Genomic DNA, 19,252 nt, shown 5'->3' with positions numbered 1-19,252 from the left:
CCTTGCGGAGGTACTTCGTTTCGCCGGGGAGAGCACCGGCAATGTCGCTGCCGTCGCCGGCAGTTGCCGGCGGCATTCCGTGAGAAAGGGACTCAGGTATGGCGATCTCGGTAGACCTTGATGCCGTCCTCGACAAGGCCTACGAATCGACTTCGTTGGCTGAGCTTGCCGGTTCTCCGGTTTCTGCGCTCGCAGGCGTGAGCGAGGCGGACGGCGAAGCGTTGAAGAAGGCATTCAACATCAAGACCATCGGCGATCTGGCGAGCAACAAATACATCAAGGCAGCCCAGGCGATCGCTGACCTCAGCCGCATCGCGAAGTGACCCGCGATCAGCGGCGGGCGCGGCCCAGGGCCCGCCGCTGATTCTTCGAGAGAAGATTTGCGGGTGGTAAAGGCGGATGGTGCGGCTGGCCGGTCGGCCCGAGCACGGCTCGCAGCGACGTCGAGGTCATCGCCCGGTAGCGCGATGAGGCAGGAACGTCCGGAGGCGATGCCGCCCAGCTCCGTTGATGAGCAGCATCGCCTCTGCCTCACGAACGGGGCGGGAAGGTGAGAGCTGAGCACTTCTCCCGCCAGTGAGGTCGGAGGCCGCGTACCCGCCACCGGCTGTCTCACACGGCGCTGAGGCAATTGATCCAGCCGAATTTTTCGAGCAACTCGAGCAGGCCCGCCGTTACGATTTGGCGTACTTGTCTCAAAGATCTACCTCAGCCGCCGATAGAACTGACAGCCGGAATACTTGCGCCGGCTCGTCGAGGGAAGGACCGATCGGGTATGGGCTGGCCCCGACGCCAAGCATCCGCGCAGCAACCGGCCTCCATTCCGCGGGACGTGGAAGCGCTCGAGCGGGTGGTGGATGCCTTCACCGAGGGAGTCAGCTCGGTGCAGGAGGTCCGGGTACGGATCACCACCACGCTCGTCGACGTGCTGGGACTTGCTCATGGCGCGTTGTGGTCGCGGACCAGCGACGGCTCGTACGCGCTGACCTTCCAGACCGGTGACCTCACCGACGTGCTGAGCGCGGAGGCTGTCAACGGTCCGACGGTTCCCTCCGACGGCGGGATGGTCGCCGCGGCCGTCCGGGACCGCCGCGCGTTGATGGTCAGCCAGAATCCCAACGCCGGCGTCGGCTGTCTGCGCTGGCAGGCTGCGCAGAAGGCCGGGATGGTGGAAGGCGCCACGGTACCGGTCCTGGTCGACGGGGTCGTGACGGGTGTTCTCGAGTTCTTCGGCCGTCAGCCGCTGCCGGCCTTCGCAGGGGAAAAGTGGGCGGCCATCACCCGGATTGCGGTCCTGGCCGGGCAGCAGGCGCTGGCGGCCAATGAACTGCGGGAGACCCTCGACGACCGCGCTGCCGTGACCACCGTCGTGGCCGAAGTCGGTGCGGCCGCCGATGAGAAAAGCGCCATCGAGGTCGCCTTGGAACGGGTGCGCAGCGCGTTCGGGTGGGCCTATGGGTCATATTGGGCGCTGGATCCCGCCGACAAGGTACTGCGCTTTGCCCAGGAGTCCGGCTCCGCGGGTGAAGAGTTCCGCAAGGTGACGCTCGCGGCGTCGTTCGCCGAAGGTGTCGGCTTGTCCGGCCGGGCCTGGAAGAGCCGGGATCTCGTGTTCGTACGCGACTTGGCCCAGTTGACCGACTGCGTGCGTGCTCCAGCGGCGCAACGCGCCGGAGTTCGCTCGGGGGTGTGCTTCCCGATCGTCGACGGCGGCCAGGTGCTCGGCACGATGGACTTCTTCACCACCGAAGCCATTGAACTTTCCGAGTCGCGCGCCGCAGCGTTGCGCAACGTCCAGTTGCTGGTGTCGCAGCGGCTGGCGGTGCTGCGCCGCGTCGAGGAGGACGCCGCCAAGGCCCGTGCGCTGCTTGATACCGTGCAACAACTTCGTACGGCGGCCACCGAAGCCGGGACCGTCGCCGAACAAGCTGCCGGAGCGGCGGGCGGCATGACCGCTGAGGTGAACGCCCTCGGGCAGGCTTCGGCTGCCATCGGCGACGTTCTCAAAATCATTTCCTCCATCGCCGAGCAGACCAACCTGCTTGCCTTGAACGCCACCATTGAGGCCGCGCGCGCCGGGGAAGTCGGCAAGGGCTTCGCTGTTGTCGCCGGAGAAGTCAAGGAGTTGGCTCGCGAAACCGCCGAAGCGACCCACAAGGTCACCGAACACATCGCCGGCATTCAGGGATCGAGCCGGGCGGTGGCCGAGGGTATCCACACCACCAGCCGCATCATTGCCCAGCTGGATGCCGTACAGGCGAGCATGACCACGGTGCTGGAGCGGCAGGCCGAAATGGCGTCGACCTTCCATGTCTGACCGGGGCGAGCTCGTCACCGAGGCCGGCATGGTCATCAGTGCGCCGGAGGACGAACACCTCGCCGGGTACCGGTTCCTCGCTTCCTCGGCAGGCCGACAGGTTCGCGCTACGCCTTGATGACTGACCGTTTAATAACATTTGCATAAAATGTCTTTTCTGGGGCAAGTGGTGGCGATGGACGACGACGATCGGGTGTGGGGCGCCGTACTCGACATGCTGGACACAATCGTGGTCGGCTGTGATGCTCAAGGGCATCCGGTGCTGGCCAATGAGGCGGCGCGGCAGTTGTTCGGCAGCTTGCTCGACGGTGTGCCGGTGGGCCAGTGGTCGCAGCACCTGGAGGTGTTCGACGGTCAAGGCCGCCGGTTCGGTCCCGGTGAGTCAATTCTCATGCGAGCGGCGCGCGGAGCGCACGTGCGCGGTGCCGAGTTGGTCATCAAGCCCGCCGGGCAGGGCACCCGCGCCTTCCGGATCCATGCTCGGCCGGTCAGCGACAACGGTTCGGTGGCTGCCGTGGTCGCCTTGCACGACATCACTACCGAAGTGCGGGCGGCCCGGCTCAAGGAATGCGAGATCCGCGTCTCCGAACTGCTCTCCCAGCCCGGTCCGGCGGACTCGCTGATGGCCGAGGCGGTCGAGGTCATCGGTGAGGCGCTGGGATGGAGCGCCACCGAGTTCTGGACGGTGGACCCGATCGGGCAGGTGCTGCGCCGGGATACGTGCTGGGCGGCACGAGGCCATCAGATCCCCTGCGAGCTCCCGGATCAGCTCCCGGAGGGGGAGGGTCTGCCCGGCGCGGCGTGGCAGAGCTCGAATGCGCAGTGGGCCGCCGATCTCGTCCATGATGCCGATGCTGGACAGCAGGCCGGCGACTGGGGCGATCTGCGTGGCGCGCTGGCTGTGCCCGTTCCCAGCGGAGCCGCAACCCTCGGCGTGCTGGTCTGCTACAGCGCCATCAAGGAAACCCCGGACGACGTACGCACGGCCGTGATGACCGGTATTGCCGCGCACATCGGTGAGTTTCTGGAACGCCGCCGCGCTGAACGGTACGCCGCAGAACTGGATCAAACCCGTGACGAGTACATCGCCCTGGTGGGTCACGAGCTGCGCACCCCCTTGACCAGCATCCAGTCGTACACCGACATCATGCTGGCCGAGACGGGCCTGACCGCAGCCGAGCGCACCGCGATGCTGCAGGTCGTGCAGCGCAACACCACCAAGTTGCACGCCATCGTTGCCAAGCTGCTCGACGTCGCGGGAATGCGCTCCGGGCACATCGCCTTGCAGCCCCGGCGCATGAATCTGGCCGACGTGCTGCGCGAGGCCGTCGCGGCCCACAGCGACTGCAGACACGGCGGCATCGTTGTCAACACCGCCGATGAGCTGATCATCAACGGCGATCCCGACCGGCTGCGGCACGTTGTCGACGAGCTTCTTGCCAATGCGTTGACCTGGTCGGCCGATGATGCCGTGGTCGGCATCACCGCGCACGCCGACGACCACACCGCGGTGCTGTCGGTCACGAACACCGGTGTACGCATTCCAGCCAACGAACGCGATCGCGTCTTCGACCTCTTCTTCCGTACCGGCGAAGCCCTGCACCTCGGTGTTCCCGGCACCGGCCTGGGCCTCACCCTGGCGCGCGCCGTGGCGGAACGGCACGGCGGTCAGATCTTCGTCAGCGAACCCGATGAAGCGGTCACGGCTTTCACCATCCGTCTGCCGGTCGCTCCACCCGATACGAGGAGCCTGCCGGACACCGTGCCTCAGGCGCGGTGATGGGCTAATCCTCCGTCCCCTGATGCCGATTGGAAGGGTGAGGTTTCAGAGCGCCAGGGGAGGATCGGCGGTTGGACAGGCAGGGCCAGGACGAGAGCCATCGGTTCCGCTGGCGTGTGCTTCGCCGCGACCGCGTGCTCCAGGGCATTGTGCTGTGGTCACTGCTGATCGTTCTGCTCTTCGTGCTGCTCCGTCCAGCGGCCCGGCAAGTTGAGATCTTCTGGGTGGCCCAGATTCCCCTCGATATGCTTCTGGCCTGGTTCTCCTGGCGGGTGCATCTGCAGGCCAGCGGCGCTACCCGCCGGTTCTGGGGCGTTCTGGCCGGGTCGGCATCGCTGTTCGTCATCGGCGATGTCACCCAGAGCGCGCTGTCGTTCGCCGCGCCGGCCACGGCCTCCACCGCGGGCGGGGTGGTGCAGTCCGGGTGCCTGCTGGCGGGGCAGTTGGTGGTGACCGTCACCATGCTGATGCATCCGGACGCGAGCCGCAGCGCTCGGGCGAAGCTGGCGTTGTGGTTGGACGCGGCAACCGTTCTGGCCGGTGGAGCGGCTGTGTCGTGGTGTTTCGCGGTGGCCCCGGTGCAAGCGGGGAGTTCAGAATTTGCCGGCAGAGCCGTCGTGGCCGTGATGACGGTGGTGGCGACCTTCGCAGCGGTCCGCATAGCCCTGTCGGGTAATGCGCCGTTGCACCGGATCGCAGCGACACCCATGGTGATCTCCGTACTCCTTGCCAGCGCGACGGCCTTTCTGCCTTCCGCCGCCACCAACGGTGCAGCCGTGACCGTGCTGGTGGTGCAGTTCCTGACGTCGCCGCTTATCGCCAGCGGACCCCGCCTCCAGTACCTCCTGCTGCGCACTGACCTCAAGCCCTTCGGTGTGCATCGGCGGCGCGCCTACAGCTTGCTTCCATACGGCGCTGTTCTGGTCACCTTCATCACCTTGGCCGCGGTCCTGCCGGCGGACAGCGATGCGCGGCTGTACGGCGCTGCCGCTGGGACCGTTGCGGTCACCGCGCTGGTCGTCGCACGCCAGCTTCTCGCGTTCCAGGACAACGCCAGGCTCATCAATCAGATGCGCGAGCAGGAGAAGCTCCTCAGCCGGCAGGCGTCGCTCGACGGGCTCACCGACTTGGCGAACCGCACCAGCTTCACCGATCAGGTCGCCCGGGCGCTGGCCGAGGGCAGCGAGATCACCTTGCTGCTCATCGATCTCGACAACTTCAAGATGGTGAACGACACCATGGGCCACGCGGCCGGAGACGCTCTGCTCGTCGGTGTCGCCGAATGTCTGCGCCGAGCCGTACGCGCCGACGACGTCGTTGCCCGTCTTGGTGGGGACGAGTTCGCCGTGCTCCTGCGCCGTGCCTCCGCGCAACGTTCCCAGGCCACTGCTGAGCGCATCATCGCCAGTGTCACCGAGTACGTCCGGCCCGGTCACGACGCCACAGTCGGGGCCAGCGTGGGTATCGCCAGCGCCGGTCCGGACGATGACGTCGAATCCCTCATCAGCGCGGCAGACATCGCCATGTACGCCGCCAAAGCGCGCGGCCGTGGGACGCAGGTGGCCTACACGCCGGACCTGCGGGCCAAACTTCAGCAACGCTCCGACCTGACCGTCCGGCTCGCTCAGGCGATTGCGGACGGGCGCATCTTCGTCGTCTATCAGCCCATCGTCCGGCTGGACGACGGCGGTCTGGTCGCGGTGGAAGCCCTGGCTCGCTGGCAGTCCGAAGCTGGCGCGGTGATCCCGCCGGGCGACTTCATCGCGGTGGCCGAGGACAGTGGATTGATCGTGGAGCTGGGCCGCTCGGTGTTGCATACGGCTTGCGCTCAAGCGGCGGCGTGGCGGGTCCGGCACCCGGCGCATGACCTGCTGCTGACGGTCAACGTGACGGGCCGGCAATTGCGGGATCCCGGGTTCATCGCCGAGGTGACGGCCGTCCTGCACGACACCGGACTGCCGGCTGACCGGCTCGGTATCGAGATCACCGAGACGGCTGTCGTTGACAACGACATCGCCCTGCAGACGCTGCACGGCCTGCGGCGGCTGGGGATCCGCCTGGCTCTGGACGACTTCGGAACGGCGGCTTCGTCCTTGAGCCTGCTGCTGACCTGTCCCATTACCGCTATCAAGCTGGACCGATCATTCGTGGAGAGTGTCGTGTCCGTCGACCGGCAAGAAGCGGTCGCCCGCGCCGTCAGTCAGATAGCCGAAACGATGCATCTCACCGCGGTGGCGGAGGGCATCGAGACGGTCGACCAGGCTGCGGCACTGCGTGGCATGGGGTACCGGATCGGCCAAGGGTTTCTGTTCTCGCGGCCAGTGCCGGCGGAAGAGATCGAGCGAAAATTTCTGATGCTTCAAGCCGAGACGTGCGGACCGATCGCTGCGCGAGCCGCAGACTGAGCGCCGATGGCGCTGCGGGAGTGTCCGCGCCGTTTGCCATCGGCCGCCCGCAGGCGGCGGTCGCGGCCGGCCGGGCTGTCGCAGAACCGGGTGATGAGGTTGCCAGTCGACGCCGTAACGACGACATCCACGGTTGACGCCAGAGAGCGCGCCAGCCGTACCGAGGACTCCCTGGGCCGCCAGGTCGCGATGCCGAAGACGGCCGGTACATGCTCAACGGCCAAGCGCATGATGAAGTCGTACTCGGTGTAGTGAAGCTGCAGGAGGACTGGCGCGGCCATCTGTGTGAAGGCATCTGTACCGAGGCAGTCCACGACGGTGGATACCCGGTCCGCGGCTCCGCCGACGATGAACATACTGCGTGGAGTCTTCTTGACCACGGCGTCGAAGAGCAGAGGCCGGATCTCGTGGAGCTGCTGTTCGTTGCCGGCGACCGCTTCGAACAGCAACTCATGATCAGGTGCGCAATAATCCCCGCTCCGGCGATCCATGCCTGCACGCTACCCGATAAGCCCGTATTGCGTCGATGGCACCGTCGATTTCACCGAAATTCGGGCGGTAAGGCGTCCTGCCCGGGAGGAGGCGGCTTCGTAGTTCTCGGCCGAGCCCTCGAATGCCGTCCCTTTTGTTACCTTTGCTGGGGAGATCGTGAGGCGGCGGCTGCATGCCAGTGGTGCCGGGGCTTCAGGTACGCCGACCACCCGCCAGAGCCAGCCGTAGCTGCGACCCGCGTAGGAGAAGATCATGGCCACGCTCCTTCTCGCCGAGGACGTCGACGACATAGCGATGGTCCTGACGCGTGTTTTCAAACGCGCCGGGTTCACTGTGCTGCACGGTGCCGATGGCGCGGCGGCCTACGATCTGGCCGTCGAGCATCGGCCCGACGTGGTGCTGACCGACCTGGGCATGCCCCGCATGGATGGCTGGGAGCTGATCCGGCTCATCCGGGCTCACAAGGAGTTGTCCGAGACCCCCATCGCCATCCTCACGGGCCAACTGCAACCAGGCGATGTACGCGTGCCGGAGAGCGGAGCTTGCTCCCTGGTGCTCAAGCCGACGCTCAACGACGTCCTGGTCTCGGTCATGACCGAGCTGGCCGGGCACGGTCCGCACGGGCACACCTTCTCTTCCACCGGGTGCATCACGACGTGAGAACAGTCCTTCGAGCGTTTTGACGGATTGGCAGAAACAGCAGCTTCGAAGCGGTAGTAATGAGGTGCGACAGCGCGTCTTGTCGCAGGTGTGACGAGGTGATGTGGAGAGACATGCCCGCCATCGTGAGCGTCGACCCCGAAGTACTTGCTCGCGCGGACCGGCTCGAAGCCGTTGAGGCGGCGCGTCACCTGCTTCCGGCCCTGCCCCTGCCCATGGACGGGCTGACGCGTCTGGCGGCCCGTTTGCTGGACGCTCCCATGGCGATGATCACGTTGCTCGGGCGCGATGCCGAGCAACTCCTCGGCAGGTTCGGGTTGCCTCCGGAGCTGCCAGAGCAGCAGGACCTGACCCTGGACTATTCGCTGTGCAAGTTCGTGGTGTCGGCAAACCGGCCGATCAGCGTGGCGGATCTGCGCTCCAGCGACGATGTCCAACTGTGTGAGCACCTGCTGGTCCGCGCGTACGACATCACTGCCTTTCTCAGTGTTCCCCTGCGGGACGGAAACGGCCGGCCGCTGGGCTCGGTGACTGTCCTGGACACGAAGCCCCGGGAGTGGACCGAGCGGGACACCGAGGTGCTGACCGAGATCGAACAGATGTTACGGCCGCCCGGCCAGTCACCGCCGCCTCCCGCCGTCATCGCGGGACTCGACAGCAACGCTTTGCTCGACAGCGTCCAGCAGCCCCTCATCGCGATGGACACCCGGGGGACGATCGTCGCCTTCAACAAGGCTGCGCACGACCTGCTGGGGTACCACAAGTCCGAAGCCGGTGGCCGGTCCTTCGACTCCGTTGTGCATCCCGGCTACGACAACGAACCGGGGGACGGACTGATCGCCCACCTGTTCACCGGGGCGCCCGGAGGGCACCCCGTACGTCTTGTCAGCCTGCGCCATCGCGACGGAAGGCGTATCCCGGTCGAGGCGAGCATGACCGTGGTCCATGGCAGCGCCGGCCCGCTGGCGTGCGTCTTCATAGCCGACTCAACCAAACAGCTGGCGGCTGAGGAGGATGCGGAACGCAGCGCCAGCTTCCTCAAGGCCCTGCTCGACAGTCTCTCCGTTGGTGTCGTTGCCTGCGACGCGGCCGGCCGCATCATCCTGATGAACCGTGCGCTGCGTGAGGTACACGAACTGCCTGATGACTCCCGGGCACTCACGGAGTACATCGGCCAGCTGGAGGGCGTCCTTTTCGATGAGGACGAGCGCCTCCTACCGCTGGCGGACATGCCACTGATGCGCGCCTGTGCCGGTGAGGACATCGACGGTGTGACCGTCCACATCAACCTGCGGGACCGGCAGAAACGGGTCTTCTCCATCACCGCTCGCCCGATCCTCGCGGCCGACGGCCGGCGGCGCGGCGCGGTTGCCGTCACGCATGAGATCACCGCAGTACGCCGGGTCGAGCACTTCCGGGAATGTCATGCGAGCGTGGAGAAGATCCTGCGGACCGCGGTGTCGATGGCCGAGGCCGCAGGCCCGGTGCTGCGCTCGGTGGGTACGACACTCGGATGGTCCGCCGCCGAGCTGTTCATCGTCAACGAGGCCGGCGAGCTGCGCTCGGCGGGACACTGGCATGCCGAGGGAGGTAACCCGGACCAGTTGTTCGACCACGTTCCGGTCAAGGGTCTCGGCGCGACCGGACGGGTGTGGCAGAACGGCAGCTCGGTCTGGATCCCGGAGGTCGAGGAGACCGCGGCACGCGGAGAACCGTTCGAGCGGATGCGCGCCGAGATCTGTCTGCGCCACGGCATCAAGACCGTGCTGGCGGTGCCCCTGCAGGACGGCGGGGAAATCCTGGGCGTTCTTACCTGCTATGCCGGCGTCGTAGAGCACCATGAGGACCTGCTCACCGTGCTGCTCGACGGCGTTGCGGCCCAGCTCGGTGCGTTCGCGGCGCTGCGCCGCGGCGAGAGCCTGGCCCGCCAGCTCGCGCGGATGCAGGACGACTTCATCTCGCTGGTGGGCCACGAACTGCGCACGCCGCTGGCTTCCATCGCTGCTCATGCCGGCCTGCTCGCCGAGGAGGGCGTTGATCAATCCGACGACTGGCAGCTGATGATCGGGGCCATCGAGCGCAATGCCGGGGAGCTTCACCACATCGTGGCGACCTTGCTCGACCTGGCCGGGCTCGACTCCGGCCACCTGCCCCTGACGGTGGACACCGTGGATCTCGGTGCTCTCGTCCGGCGCGTCGTCGCGGATGCCCGGCACGGCGCTGCCGACCGGGGGATCCGTCTGGCGATCACCGTGACCGAACCGGTGCTCGTTGACGGTGACGAGCAGCGGCTGGGCCAGGTCGTCGGCAATCTCCTGGCCAACGCGATCATCTACAGCCGCGCCGGTGGCACCGTCCTGATTGTCCTGACCACCGGTGAAGGCATTGCGGAACTGTGCATCACCGACGAGGGCATCGGCACACCGGCACAGGAACGCGACCGGGTTTTCGACCGCTTCTACCGTGGGAGCAACGTCCGCCATCAGGGTACGGAAGGCAGCGGCCTTGGCCTGAGCGTGGCCCGTACCATCATGCAGCTGCACGGCGGCGTGATCATTCTTCGCGACAACAAGCCGGTCGGCACCACCGTCGTGCTGCGGCTTCCACAACTGCACGACGTCTCCTACGCCACCCAGCGTCTCTGAGCGCGCCGCCCCGTACGGCTCAGGGGGTTGGCTCCAGGACCGTGGCACTGTGTGTCGCCTTGCGCTGCGACTTCACCCGGTACATGGCGGCGTCGGCGTCCTTGAACAGCGCTTCGGCGTCGTGGGCGGGACCGCTCGCCACGCCGACGCTCGCCCCGACCATGACAACCTGACCGCCCGCCAGCCGGATCGGCTCACTGAGCACCTGGGTGACCTGCTCAGCATGCTTCTGCGCGTCGGTGGGGCCGGCCTGCGGCAGCAGGACGGCGAACTCGTCACCGCCCAGGCGCACCGCCAGCCCCGCGGCACCGGCGAGGCTGGTGAGTCTTTGTGCTACCGCGGTGAGCACCCGGTCGCCGGCATGATGGCCGTGCCGGTCGTTGATCGGCTTGAAGTCGTCGAGGTCGATCAGCAGGATGCTGACCGGATTCGCAGCGGCCTGCGAGCTGAGCTGCTGCTGGAGCAGGTTGCGGTTGGCGAGGCCGGTGAGCGTGTCGTGAGTGGCTTGATAGCGCAGCTCATCATGCAGCTCCCGGGCCTCGGTGACGTCTCTGGCGTTGAAGACGACACCATTCACACTGAGATTGTCCGTGAGGTCGACCGCAACGATCTGCAGCCAGCGGTAGGAGCCGTCGGTGTGCTGCATCCTGGCCTGGGTGCCGGCCTCGGTGCCGGGCTGCGAGGCGAGCCGTTGCATCAGCTCACGAAGCGTCTGCCGGTCGTCGGGGTGCAGGCGGGCACTCAGGGTCGCCCCGTCGAGCTGCTCGGCCTGAATGCCCAGCACTCGCTGCACTGCCGGTGTAGCGAAGCGGATGGCGCCGTCCTCGCCCACCACGAGCGTGATGTCCGAGGAGTGCTGCACCAGCGAGCGGAACCATTCACGCTGACGCTGCACCTCGTTCATGCTCTGGTCGATCTGGGCGAACAACCTCTCGTTGTCGGTAAAAGCAGCGATCTGGCGGCTCAGCACCAGCGCGGTGATGACCGCGGTGCCCGCGGCGGCGCCCCAGAGCTTGGCCTCGCTGCCACGATCCAGGAGAGCCACGATCAGCAGGATCTGAACGGCTGCGACGGCCAGGTAGGGCAGGCGGCTCGAACGCCGCCCCGACGTGGGCACCGGTGCGCTGGTACGGCGCATGCGCAGCGCCTGGTAGCGCAGACCCATGGGGATGAGGGCGCACGGCATCAGCTGAGCCACGTAGATGACGCCGGGGTCATTGGTGCCGGTCAGCAGCGTCACGGTTGAGGCAGCGAGCGCTGTGCCGGCAACTCCCACGCTGGCCACGATGCCCGGACCGCGCGCGAACGTGGTGTTGCCGCTCAGCACGAGCTTGAGCAGGCCAACGGTGACCAGCAGCATGACAACCCACGTGACGACCGAGCCGATGAGCTCGGTCTGCGGTTCGCCGGCCAGCGCGTCGGCGAGATTGAAGTACCAGAGGCAGACCGCAACCGCGGTGACGACCGTCGCCGCGTCCAGCCACAGCCTCAGACGTTGCCGTCCGGCACCACCGAAGGGGTGCAGCAGCATCGCCACCACGACGACGACCATCCCGAGTACCACGAAGGCCGTCTGAATCGCGCTGGGCCGGTGATCGGAGAGGTGCAGCACCGCCAGGCCGGTCTGGAACCCGTCACCGATGCCGCTCAGCGCAGTGGCGATGAGCACCGCACGCCAGAACCGGCGGGCCAGGCGGTCCTCGGTCGTCATCCGCGCGAGACGCCCTGCGCAGACCATGTTGACCACGTCGAAGCAGGTCTGTACGGCCCACGACGTGACGGCGCCCCCCGGACCGATGAGGAACACCGGAAGCAGCGCCAGGCTGAAGACAATCAGCCCGGCCAGGACCGGGTCGATACGGCGAAAGGGGATCCTCATCGAGACTCCCCTTCGCCGTTGGCCCACATTTTTGACAATCGACGGCCCCCAAGCGGAAATGAGGGATTCGCCGGTGGATGAGCCGAGCAGATCAGCTTACCCACCCGGGCCGGGGGATTGCCGCCGACCGTCGCCCGGACGCCAGGTCAAGCCGCAAAGGGCCGCTCGACGCTGAGGGGGCGGTAGGTGGCAATCGCCGCAGCGGACATGGGCCGGCCGAAGTGATAGCCCTGGGCGAACCGGTAGCCGAGCCGGTGCAACTCCGCCGCCTGCTCCGCGGTCTCGACACCCTCGGCAACAGCACGCAGCCGCATGCCGTCACAGATGCGGATCAGCGCGGCCACCACGACCGCCTGCTGGCCGCCATCGGTGACATCGTCGACGAACGACTTGTCGATCTTGAGGATGTCGGCCGGGCAGCTGCGAAGCAGACCGAGCGACGAGTGGCCGGTACCGAAGTCGTCGAGCGCGATGGTGACGCCGAGCGCGGCAACGGCACGCAACTCCTCAAGTGCGGTCCCGCCATCGAAGACCGTCGTCTCGGTCACCTCAACGGTCAGCACTTGCGCAGGCAAGCCGGTGCGACGCAGCACAGTGGCTACTTCGTCGGCGAAACCCGCTTCCCGTAGCTGCCGAGCGGACACATTGACAGTCACCGTACGAGGAGCGGCGTCACCCAGCTCATCGCGCCAGCGCACCGCCTGCCGGCACGCCTCCTCCAGGATCCACATGCCCAGCGGCACGATGAGGCCGGTGCGTTCGGCGGCCGGGATGAACAGGGCTGGGCCGATCGGCCCGCGCTCCGGATGGGCCCAGCGCACCAGCGCCTCCACTCCGTACAGCTCGCCGTGAGGCATCTCCACGATCGGCTGGTAGAGCAGATGCAGCTGCCCGGTGTCCAAGGCGGCGCGCAGCTCGGCCGAGAGCCGGGCCTGCTCGGCGGTGCGCTGGTCCATGGCCATGTCGTGGACAACTTGACGGCCCTTGCCGCGGCCCTTGGCCTCGTACATCGCTACGTCGGCTCGGCGCAGAAGCTCCTGGGCGGTGTCGCCCGGGCGGGCCTGAGCCAACCCGATGCTGGCCTCGACAACCAGCTCATGACCGTCGGCACGGACCGGACGACGCAGGTGCGTGGCCACCGCGGTCAGCGTCGAGGTGCTGTCACCGCGAAGCAGCAGGGCATACTCGTCCCCGCCGAGCCGGACGGCCGTACCGCCGGCGGGCAGCTGCGCGGTGATGCGTTCAGCGACGGCGATGAGCAGGGCATCGCCGACGGCGTGACCGAGGTCGTCGTTGATCTCCTTGAAGTCGTCGAGGTCGACCAGCGCGACGCTGAACGCGGGAAAGGGCTGCTGCGCGAGCGCGTCAGCGATCTCACGGATCAGCACGGTTCTGTTCGGCAAGCCGGTCAGCGCATCGTGCGTAGCCTGATGGGCCAGTTCACGCCCGCGCGCATCCAGGTTGTCGAGCAGCAACGCGTTGTCTCGCAGGGCGATCAACTGCCGCGCTGCGACCAGCAGAGTGACGGTCACCGAAGCAGCGGCGGTCACGACCAGGTCAGCGTCGTGCGTGGCCGCGCTGAACATCAGCAGGGCACCGGTGGCCAGCACCGCGGCGTACGGCATGAGGCTCAACCGGCGTGGCGCCGGACGTGGCAGCACATCCCCGGCGCGAGTCGCTCGCCGTTGCCGGTCAGCCGCGAGGCACACCAGCAGGCAGGTGCCCGGCAGCAGAACATGGCCCGAATTCAGGTAGGGGCGGGAGGCCAGCGGCGGGGCAAGCGCGCCGCCGCCGGCACCAAGCGCTCCGGTCAGGGCAAGCAGATGCAGAGCCCGCCGGTCGATCGGGCCGGTCCCGGTGAAAGCGACCTTGATGAACGCGAAGACACAAATGAAGCCGGCGGCGACCACGGTGAGCCCGGCCGCCGACCCGGTCACGGTGCCGCCCAGCCAGCTCTCCCAGCGGGGGTAGAAGACATGCCAGGAGAAGGCCAGCACAGTGACGATAACCGTCGCTATGTCCAGACCGAAACGAGCCCACTCGATCCGCGTGCGCCGAGCCCCGGGAATCAGCAGCAGTCCCAGCAGCATCACCACCAGACCCGAGGTGTACACCGTCGCGGTCATGCCGCTGATGCGCTGGCCCTGCTCGGTGCCGCTGAAGTAGTCGTAGGCGTTCGCCGCTGCGCCCAAGCCGACGAGCACGATACCGACGGAGATGTACCGCCAGAAAGCCCGGCCGTTCTTCGCGGCCTGCCACGACGTGACCCCCGCCAGCGGCACTGTCACCAGCAACGGCAGCCAGCCCAAAACCGGCGGGGTCGGGTGCAGCAGCCCGACAGTGAACCAGATCGCTGCCACGATGAGCAGGCCGAGGGCGGCGGCAAGCGTGCGCGTCAGCCGCCAAGGAGGCACCGCACTGGCGGCCTCAGCGGTTTTGGCGCGACGCAACATGTCCACACCGTCTCCCATCGGTTCGTCGCCGCCATGGTATGAGTAATTTTCCAGCAGCGTTGCGGCGCGGGTGGATGAGCCAGCTTCGATATGCCCCCCGGTTCGACAGGTCCGGTCCTCGCGACAGTCTTGCGCTACGGCCGGGACCCGGACGACGGCGGCAGTCCGGCCGGCCGGGCGAGGAAGAAGCCCTGCCCGTATCGGACGCCAAGATCGAGGAGGCGGTCGTACTCGTCACGCGTTTCGATTCCCTCGGCGATCAAGGCCGCCCCGATGTCGGCGGCGAAGGAGACCAGGGAACGGGCAAGCGCCGCTCGTACCTGATCGGAGTCGACGTCACGCACCAGGGAGATGTCCAGCTTGATGACATCCGGCTGGAGTTGCAGGATGTGGTTGAAGCTGGCGAAGCCCGCGCCCGCGTCGTCGATGCTGAACTGGACACCCGCCTCTCGCAGCCGCCGGATCGCTCGGCTGAGCTGCGGGTAATCGGTGACCTGGGTGTGTTCGGTGAGTTCCACCCCGATTCGCTGGTCCGCGACCTGCCTGATGGTCTGCTGCACCCTGGGACACAGCAGCGCTTCGGCGGAGAGGTTGACCCCCAGCCAGCAGCCCTGGGGTACCCGCGGCAGTTGTTCGAACGCCCGCTGCACCGCCAGGTGCTCAAGGTCGATACCGAGACCGCTCTGCGATGCGGCGGCGAAGGCCTTGTCCGGGGATGCGAAGTCGGTGGGGTCGAAACGGGCGAGCGCCTCGTAGGCAACGACGGCGGAGTCGGACAGCCGGATCACCGGTTGGAAGGCCATGCTGACGGCTCTGGTTTGCAGCACCTGGCGGACCTGGTGGGCTAGTCGCTCCTCGGCGCGGTGTTGCTCCATCAGCGGATGATCCATGTGGTCGCTGACGAGCTCGGCAACAAACTTGATGAACTGCAGCGTCAACAACCCATCGAGCTGCGGTCGCGGATACCGGCTGACACAGCAGAGCATGCCGGCAGTGCGGCCGTGCCTGCCCTGCCACGGCACGCCGATGTAGGACCCGATCTCCAACTGCCGGGTCAACGGCAGGTCGCGGGCTATCGGGTGACGCCGTGCGTCGGTGACTATGGCCGGCAGGCTCCCGCTCATGACCCTGGTGCAGAAGGAACCCTCCAGGTCCACGCCTGACCCCCGGCTCACGCCGATGGCGGCAGCGTCGCCGCTCGTGGCATGGACCAGTTGCTGCCCGTCGGTGAAGGTCGAGATCCACGCGACTTCCATGCCGAGATGCTGGCGTACCAGGTTGAGCAGGCGTTCGACATCGGCTCCGGCTGACCAGGGCTTCAGCGCAGCGGACACGGTCATCGGGCACGCTCTCTCGGTCTTGATGCATTGCCGGCGGCAGCTGGCCTGCTCCTCCTGCTTCATCGACGGCTGGAGGACGCTGCTGAGGAGGTCGGCGAAATCAGCCGTGCATCTTCGGCTCAGCTCCGGTCAGCCGGGGCCGAAGCGATTACCGTGGGACTTTTCCAACGGCTGCGCCCGGAGTCGGCCCTGGACCGGATCAGGGTAGGGGCCTCCCTGGCCGCTTGCGGCAGCTTGTTCCTGCAGATGATGCATGTGATCGCTGCGGATCCCCCCTCTGCTTGGAGTGCGGCATCACTGCTCGCGCTCTTGTCGTTCTGCGGCCTGATCGGTTTCACCTACCTGCGCCGCCAGCCGTCGATAATCGGGCTCTGGCTGGAAGCGCCACTGCTGGTAACAGCCAGCGCCGGACTCGTCGATCCGCTGGACACTGTCGGACTGATCCTTGTGGTGCTGGCCGTACAGTCGCTGTACGGCACACAGCGCGGCTGGCTGCTGCGGATCACGGTAGGCATGGTGAGCCTGCCGCTTGCTGTTGCTGTCACGCCGGTGTCCACCGGTCGGCTGCTGCAGTGGCAGAGTTCGGGGGTGCTGGCGATCCTGCCGCAGCTTGTCCTGGTCTGCGTGGTGATGCGCGCGGTCTACGCCGCGATGTGCCGCCAGGACCTGGCCGGCGCCCGGGAGGCCGTGCTGGCGAGGATCGGCAACATGATGCTCGGTGCCTCGAGCCTCGATCAGGTCCGGGCTCTCGGGTTGCAGGCCGCGGACGAACTCGTCGAGCTCTCACCGGGCGTCGTGGCACTGTTCGTACGAACCGAGAACGGTCATCTCACTGTCTTCGGCGCCGCTGGACTGTCTCAGCCTGCCGTCGGTGACGTTCTGCCCCTGGAGGTGCTCAGCGATCCGCGTAGCCTGCTGGGGCCGCTGGCTCCGGCGGTCAAGGAGTGGACGGTCGAGGAGCTCACCCCGGGCCGCTACCGGCTGCTGGGCGGGTCGCAGCGGATGCACGACCACGTCGTGGACACCTTCCGCGCCATGGCCCACCAGGTGCTCCTCGCCGAGAACCTCCGGATGTCCGCCGACGAGCTGCAGCACCAGGCGTATCACGACGCGCTGACCGGATTGCCGAACCGCGCCTTGTTCTTCCGGCGGCTGACCGAGGCGATCGACACCTCGCCCCCGGGCACAGTTGCCCTCCTCAACATCGACCTTGATGACTTCAAACAGGTCAACGACACCCAGGGGCATGCGGCCGGCGACGAGACCCTGGTCCGGGTGGCCCGCATCCTGCAAGAAGCGGGCGGGCCGGACGCCCTGCCCGCTCGTTTCGGTGGTGACGAGTTCGCCGTCCTGCTGACAAACCTGTCCGGTGCGGCGCCGGCAGAAGTTGTTGCCGCCGAGATCTGCCGGCGCGTGAAAGCACCACACCAATTGTCGATGGCCTCGGTCGTCATCGGTGCCAGCGTCGGAGTGGCCGTGTCCGCCGCGCACCTGACCGCGGGAGACCTGACCAGGTGTGCCGACATCGCCATGTACTCCGCCAAGGCCCGTGGCAAGAACCGGGTAGAGGTCTTCGACCCGGACAAGCACGGCGACATCGCTCGCCTGCGAACCGAGGAACAGCACCTGCGATACGCGGTGGAGCGTCAAGAGATCAAGGTGGCTTTCCGGCCGTACGTGGACCGCAGCACCGGATTATGCGCCGGAGTGGACGCCGTCGCCGCGTGGGAGCACCCGACGCTTGGAACGTTGCAGCACGCAGGTCTGCTCGAGCTGGCCGACCGTACGGACCAGTTCCCCGCCATCTGGTCCCACGTGGTCAAGGCCGCCGGCGCGGGCTTCGCAGCCGTAGCCGCCGCGGAGCCGATGCGGATGAGTATCGAGTTGCCCGGGCGGCTGCTGGCCGATGACACAGCGGTCGACATCCTGGCGAGCGCCACAGCCGGAGCGGGCCTGTCGAGCGGGCAGGTCATGCTGGTCGTTCCGGAGTGCGAACAGCTCGGCGACGAGGCAGTCGGACGCCAGCTGCACCGGCTCGTCGCCTCGGGTTTTGCTCTCGGAGTCACCGATTTCGGTACGGGCACCGTGCCGCTCACCTCCCTGGAGTCGCTGCCGCTGTCCCAGATCCGCAGTGACAGAGCGATGGTGAGCTCCGGCGCCAAGAAGCTCGCTATGGTGGTCTCCATCGCTCGGCTCTTCGAGGCGCAGACAATGGTGCAGGCCGTGGGCAACGCGGAGCAGCTTGCTGCGGCCATGTCCGGGTCGCCCGACGTGCTGCAGGGAGATCATCTAGCTCCGGCAATGACCCCGGAGCAGCTACGGCAGTGGCTCGCTGCCGGACCCGGTGCCGCCATCCTGCGCCGGCTCGATGCCGCCTTTGCGGTGCTGGCGAAGGAAGGCGACGACTGACCCTCAGCCGGCTCAGCGACCCCGCTGAGCCGGCGGTACCTCGGACAGCGACAGCAGGCCGGGCAGCGGCTCGACGCCGGGTCCGCCGGCGCGCACCCAGGCAGCGAGGTCGTCGAGCATCTCGTCGTGCACGAGCAGGCCGAGCCACACCGGCCGGGCCCCGGCGCGCCGGGCGGCGGGAGCCGGCTGCACCACCATGACGTTGGCCTGCGTGCAGGCGTCGAGGCACAGGCTGGTTCGTACGGCATGGTCCGGGCTCAAGGCGGCCCGGAGCCGGCGGAATTGCACCGCCGGATCCGGTCGTCGTCGTCCCACCGCAACGCACTCCCGGCAGATGGTCACCGTGCATCCGCCGGTCGGTGCTGCGCTTCTCACCCGCCCACCGTAGCTGCTCCCGGCCGGGGTGGATCGGCCACCGGGTCAGTAGCGGCAGCGCAGCACGAGCAAGCTGTGCGCGGTCAGGGAAATGCTGGTCCCGGCCTTGACGCTCGCGCTGGCGGCCAGCAGGGGATCGGCGGTGTCCGCGGCGACCTCCCACATCTGCCCGTACTGCTCGTCGGGGAGCACGAACTCGATCTCCTCGGGTGCCGCGTTGAACAACAGCAGGAACGAGTCGTCAGTGATCTGCTCACCCAGCGCGTCCAGCTCCGGGATGCCATGGCCGTTGAGGAAGACGCCCATGGTCCGGATGCCGCCGGTCCAGTGCTCGGGCGTCATGGGTTCGCCGTCGCGGTGCAGCCAGGCGATGTCGGGCGTCTTCGAACCGCCCACGGGTTCGCCGGTGAAGAAGCGTCGGCGGCGGAAGATGGGGTGTTGGGCGCGTAGGTGGGTGAGGCTTTGGGTGAAGGTGGTGAGGATGTCGTGTTGGCGGG

At 67.3% G+C, this 19,252-nt stretch carries 13 protein-coding genes and 1 pseudogene; 7 read left to right on the top strand and 7 right to left on the bottom strand.

Annotated features, from left to right (window positions below; genetic code table 11):
• The first annotated feature begins 98 nt into the window (after positions 1–98).
• From TFC3_RS17855 to TFC3_RS17840, 4 genes are all read left to right on the top strand, one after another.
• A complete protein-coding gene (locus tag TFC3_RS17855) occupies positions 99–323 on the top strand; it encodes a hypothetical protein (protein ID WP_067501078.1) in 225 nt (74 codons plus the stop codon).
• 509 nt (positions 324–832) lie between these two features.
• Entirely contained in the window at positions 833–2,317 is a 1,485-nt protein-coding gene (locus tag TFC3_RS40020; protein WP_369819628.1) for a methyl-accepting chemotaxis protein, read from the top strand.
• 148 nt (positions 2,318–2,465) lie between these two features.
• Complete coding sequence (locus TFC3_RS17845; RefSeq protein WP_067501074.1) at positions 2,466–4,097, top strand: ATP-binding protein; 1,632 nt, start codon at positions 2,466–2,468, stop codon at positions 4,095–4,097.
• 71 nt (positions 4,098–4,168) lie between these two features.
• Positions 4,169–6,502, top strand: coding sequence for a bifunctional diguanylate cyclase/phosphodiesterase (locus TFC3_RS17840; protein ID WP_067501072.1), 2,334 nt, complete (start codon positions 4,169–4,171; stop codon positions 6,500–6,502).
• On the opposite strand, the gene TFC3_RS17835 is transcribed toward TFC3_RS17840, so the two are convergent.
• Entirely contained in the window at positions 6,457–6,993 is a 537-nt protein-coding gene (locus tag TFC3_RS17835) for a hypothetical protein (protein WP_153040279.1), read from the bottom strand. The genes TFC3_RS17840 and TFC3_RS17835 overlap by 46 nt on opposite strands.
• Before the next feature lie 9 nt (positions 6,994–7,002).
• The gene (locus tag TFC3_RS37130) at positions 7,003–7,248 is read right to left on the bottom strand and encodes a hypothetical protein (RefSeq protein WP_153040278.1); all 246 of its coding nucleotides are present in this window, start codon (positions 7,246–7,248) and stop codon (positions 7,003–7,005) included.
• Between TFC3_RS37130 and TFC3_RS17830 the strand changes: the two genes are divergently transcribed.
• Together TFC3_RS17830 and TFC3_RS35935 are read left to right on the top strand one after the other, a co-directional pair.
• Positions 7,247–7,654, top strand: coding sequence for a response regulator (locus TFC3_RS17830; RefSeq protein ID WP_067501068.1), 408 nt, complete (start codon positions 7,247–7,249; stop codon positions 7,652–7,654). The two genes, TFC3_RS37130 and TFC3_RS17830, sit on opposite strands and share 2 nt — an antisense overlap.
• Before the next feature lie 113 nt (positions 7,655–7,767).
• Positions 7,768–10,299: an ATP-binding protein gene (locus TFC3_RS35935; protein WP_161952620.1), complete on the top strand. Its 2,532-nt coding sequence runs from the start codon at positions 7,768–7,770 to the stop codon at positions 10,297–10,299.
• A gap of 19 nt (positions 10,300–10,318) precedes the next feature.
• Here TFC3_RS35935 and TFC3_RS17820 read toward each other — a convergent pair whose 3' ends face one another.
• The 3 genes from TFC3_RS17820 to TFC3_RS17810 form a co-directional block, all read right to left on the bottom strand.
• Complete coding sequence (locus tag TFC3_RS17820; RefSeq protein ID WP_067501066.1) at positions 10,319–12,178, bottom strand: sensor domain-containing diguanylate cyclase; 1,860 nt, start codon at positions 12,176–12,178, stop codon at positions 10,319–10,321.
• A gap of 146 nt (positions 12,179–12,324) precedes the next feature.
• Positions 12,325–14,631, bottom strand: coding sequence for a bifunctional diguanylate cyclase/phosphodiesterase (locus tag TFC3_RS17815; protein WP_236718409.1), 2,307 nt, complete (start codon positions 14,629–14,631; stop codon positions 12,325–12,327).
• 134 nt (positions 14,632–14,765) lie between these two features.
• Positions 14,766–15,971: an EAL domain-containing protein gene (locus TFC3_RS17810; protein WP_161952618.1), complete on the bottom strand. Its 1,206-nt coding sequence runs from the start codon at positions 15,969–15,971 to the stop codon at positions 14,766–14,768.
• A 153-nt stretch (positions 15,972–16,124) separates the two neighbouring features.
• On the opposite strand from TFC3_RS17810, the gene TFC3_RS17805 reads away from it, so the two are divergent.
• Complete coding sequence (locus tag TFC3_RS17805) at positions 16,125–18,380, top strand: diguanylate cyclase domain-containing protein (protein WP_153040277.1); 2,256 nt, start codon at positions 16,125–16,127, stop codon at positions 18,378–18,380.
• Positions 18,381–18,392: 12 nt separating this feature from the next.
• On the opposite strand, the gene TFC3_RS17800 is transcribed toward TFC3_RS17805, so the two are convergent.
• A complete protein-coding gene (locus TFC3_RS17800) occupies positions 18,393–18,722 on the bottom strand; it encodes a hypothetical protein (protein WP_067501062.1) in 330 nt (109 codons plus the stop codon).
• A 78-nt stretch (positions 18,723–18,800) separates the two neighbouring features.
• Positions 18,801–19,252: pseudogene (locus TFC3_RS38060) on the bottom strand (glycogen debranching enzyme); the annotation flags it as partial.

It is taken from the genome of Actinoplanes sp. TFC3, assembly GCF_001553785.1.
In the GTDB taxonomy this organism is placed as follows: domain Bacteria; phylum Actinomycetota; class Actinomycetes; order Mycobacteriales; family Micromonosporaceae; genus Actinoplanes.
This window is presented reverse-complemented; position numbering and strand designations above follow the sequence as displayed.

Coding starts and splice junctions, on each gene's coding strand:
- TFC3_RS17810 (WP_161952618.1), bottom strand. CDS start 15,971: ATGACCGTGTCCGCTGCGCTGAAGCCCTGGTCAGCCGGAGCCGATGTC.
- TFC3_RS17820 (WP_067501066.1), bottom strand. CDS start 12,178: ATGAGGATCCCCTTTCGCCGTATCGACCCGGTCCTGGCCGGGCTGATT.
- TFC3_RS17845 (WP_067501074.1), top strand. CDS start 2,466: ATGTCTTTTCTGGGGCAAGTGGTGGCGATGGACGACGACGATCGGGTG.
- TFC3_RS17815 (WP_236718409.1), bottom strand. CDS start 14,631: ATGTTGCGTCGCGCCAAAACCGCTGAGGCCGCCAGTGCGGTGCCTCCT.
- TFC3_RS35935 (WP_161952620.1), top strand. CDS start 7,768: ATGCCCGCCATCGTGAGCGTCGACCCCGAAGTACTTGCTCGCGCGGAC.
- TFC3_RS17855 (WP_067501078.1), top strand. CDS start 99: ATGGCGATCTCGGTAGACCTTGATGCCGTCCTCGACAAGGCCTACGAA.
- TFC3_RS17835 (WP_153040279.1), bottom strand. CDS start 6,993: ATGGATCGCCGGAGCGGGGATTATTGCGCACCTGATCATGAGTTGCTG.
- TFC3_RS37130 (WP_153040278.1), bottom strand. CDS start 7,248: ATGATCTTCTCCTACGCGGGTCGCAGCTACGGCTGGCTCTGGCGGGTG.
- TFC3_RS17830 (WP_067501068.1), top strand. CDS start 7,247: ATGGCCACGCTCCTTCTCGCCGAGGACGTCGACGACATAGCGATGGTC.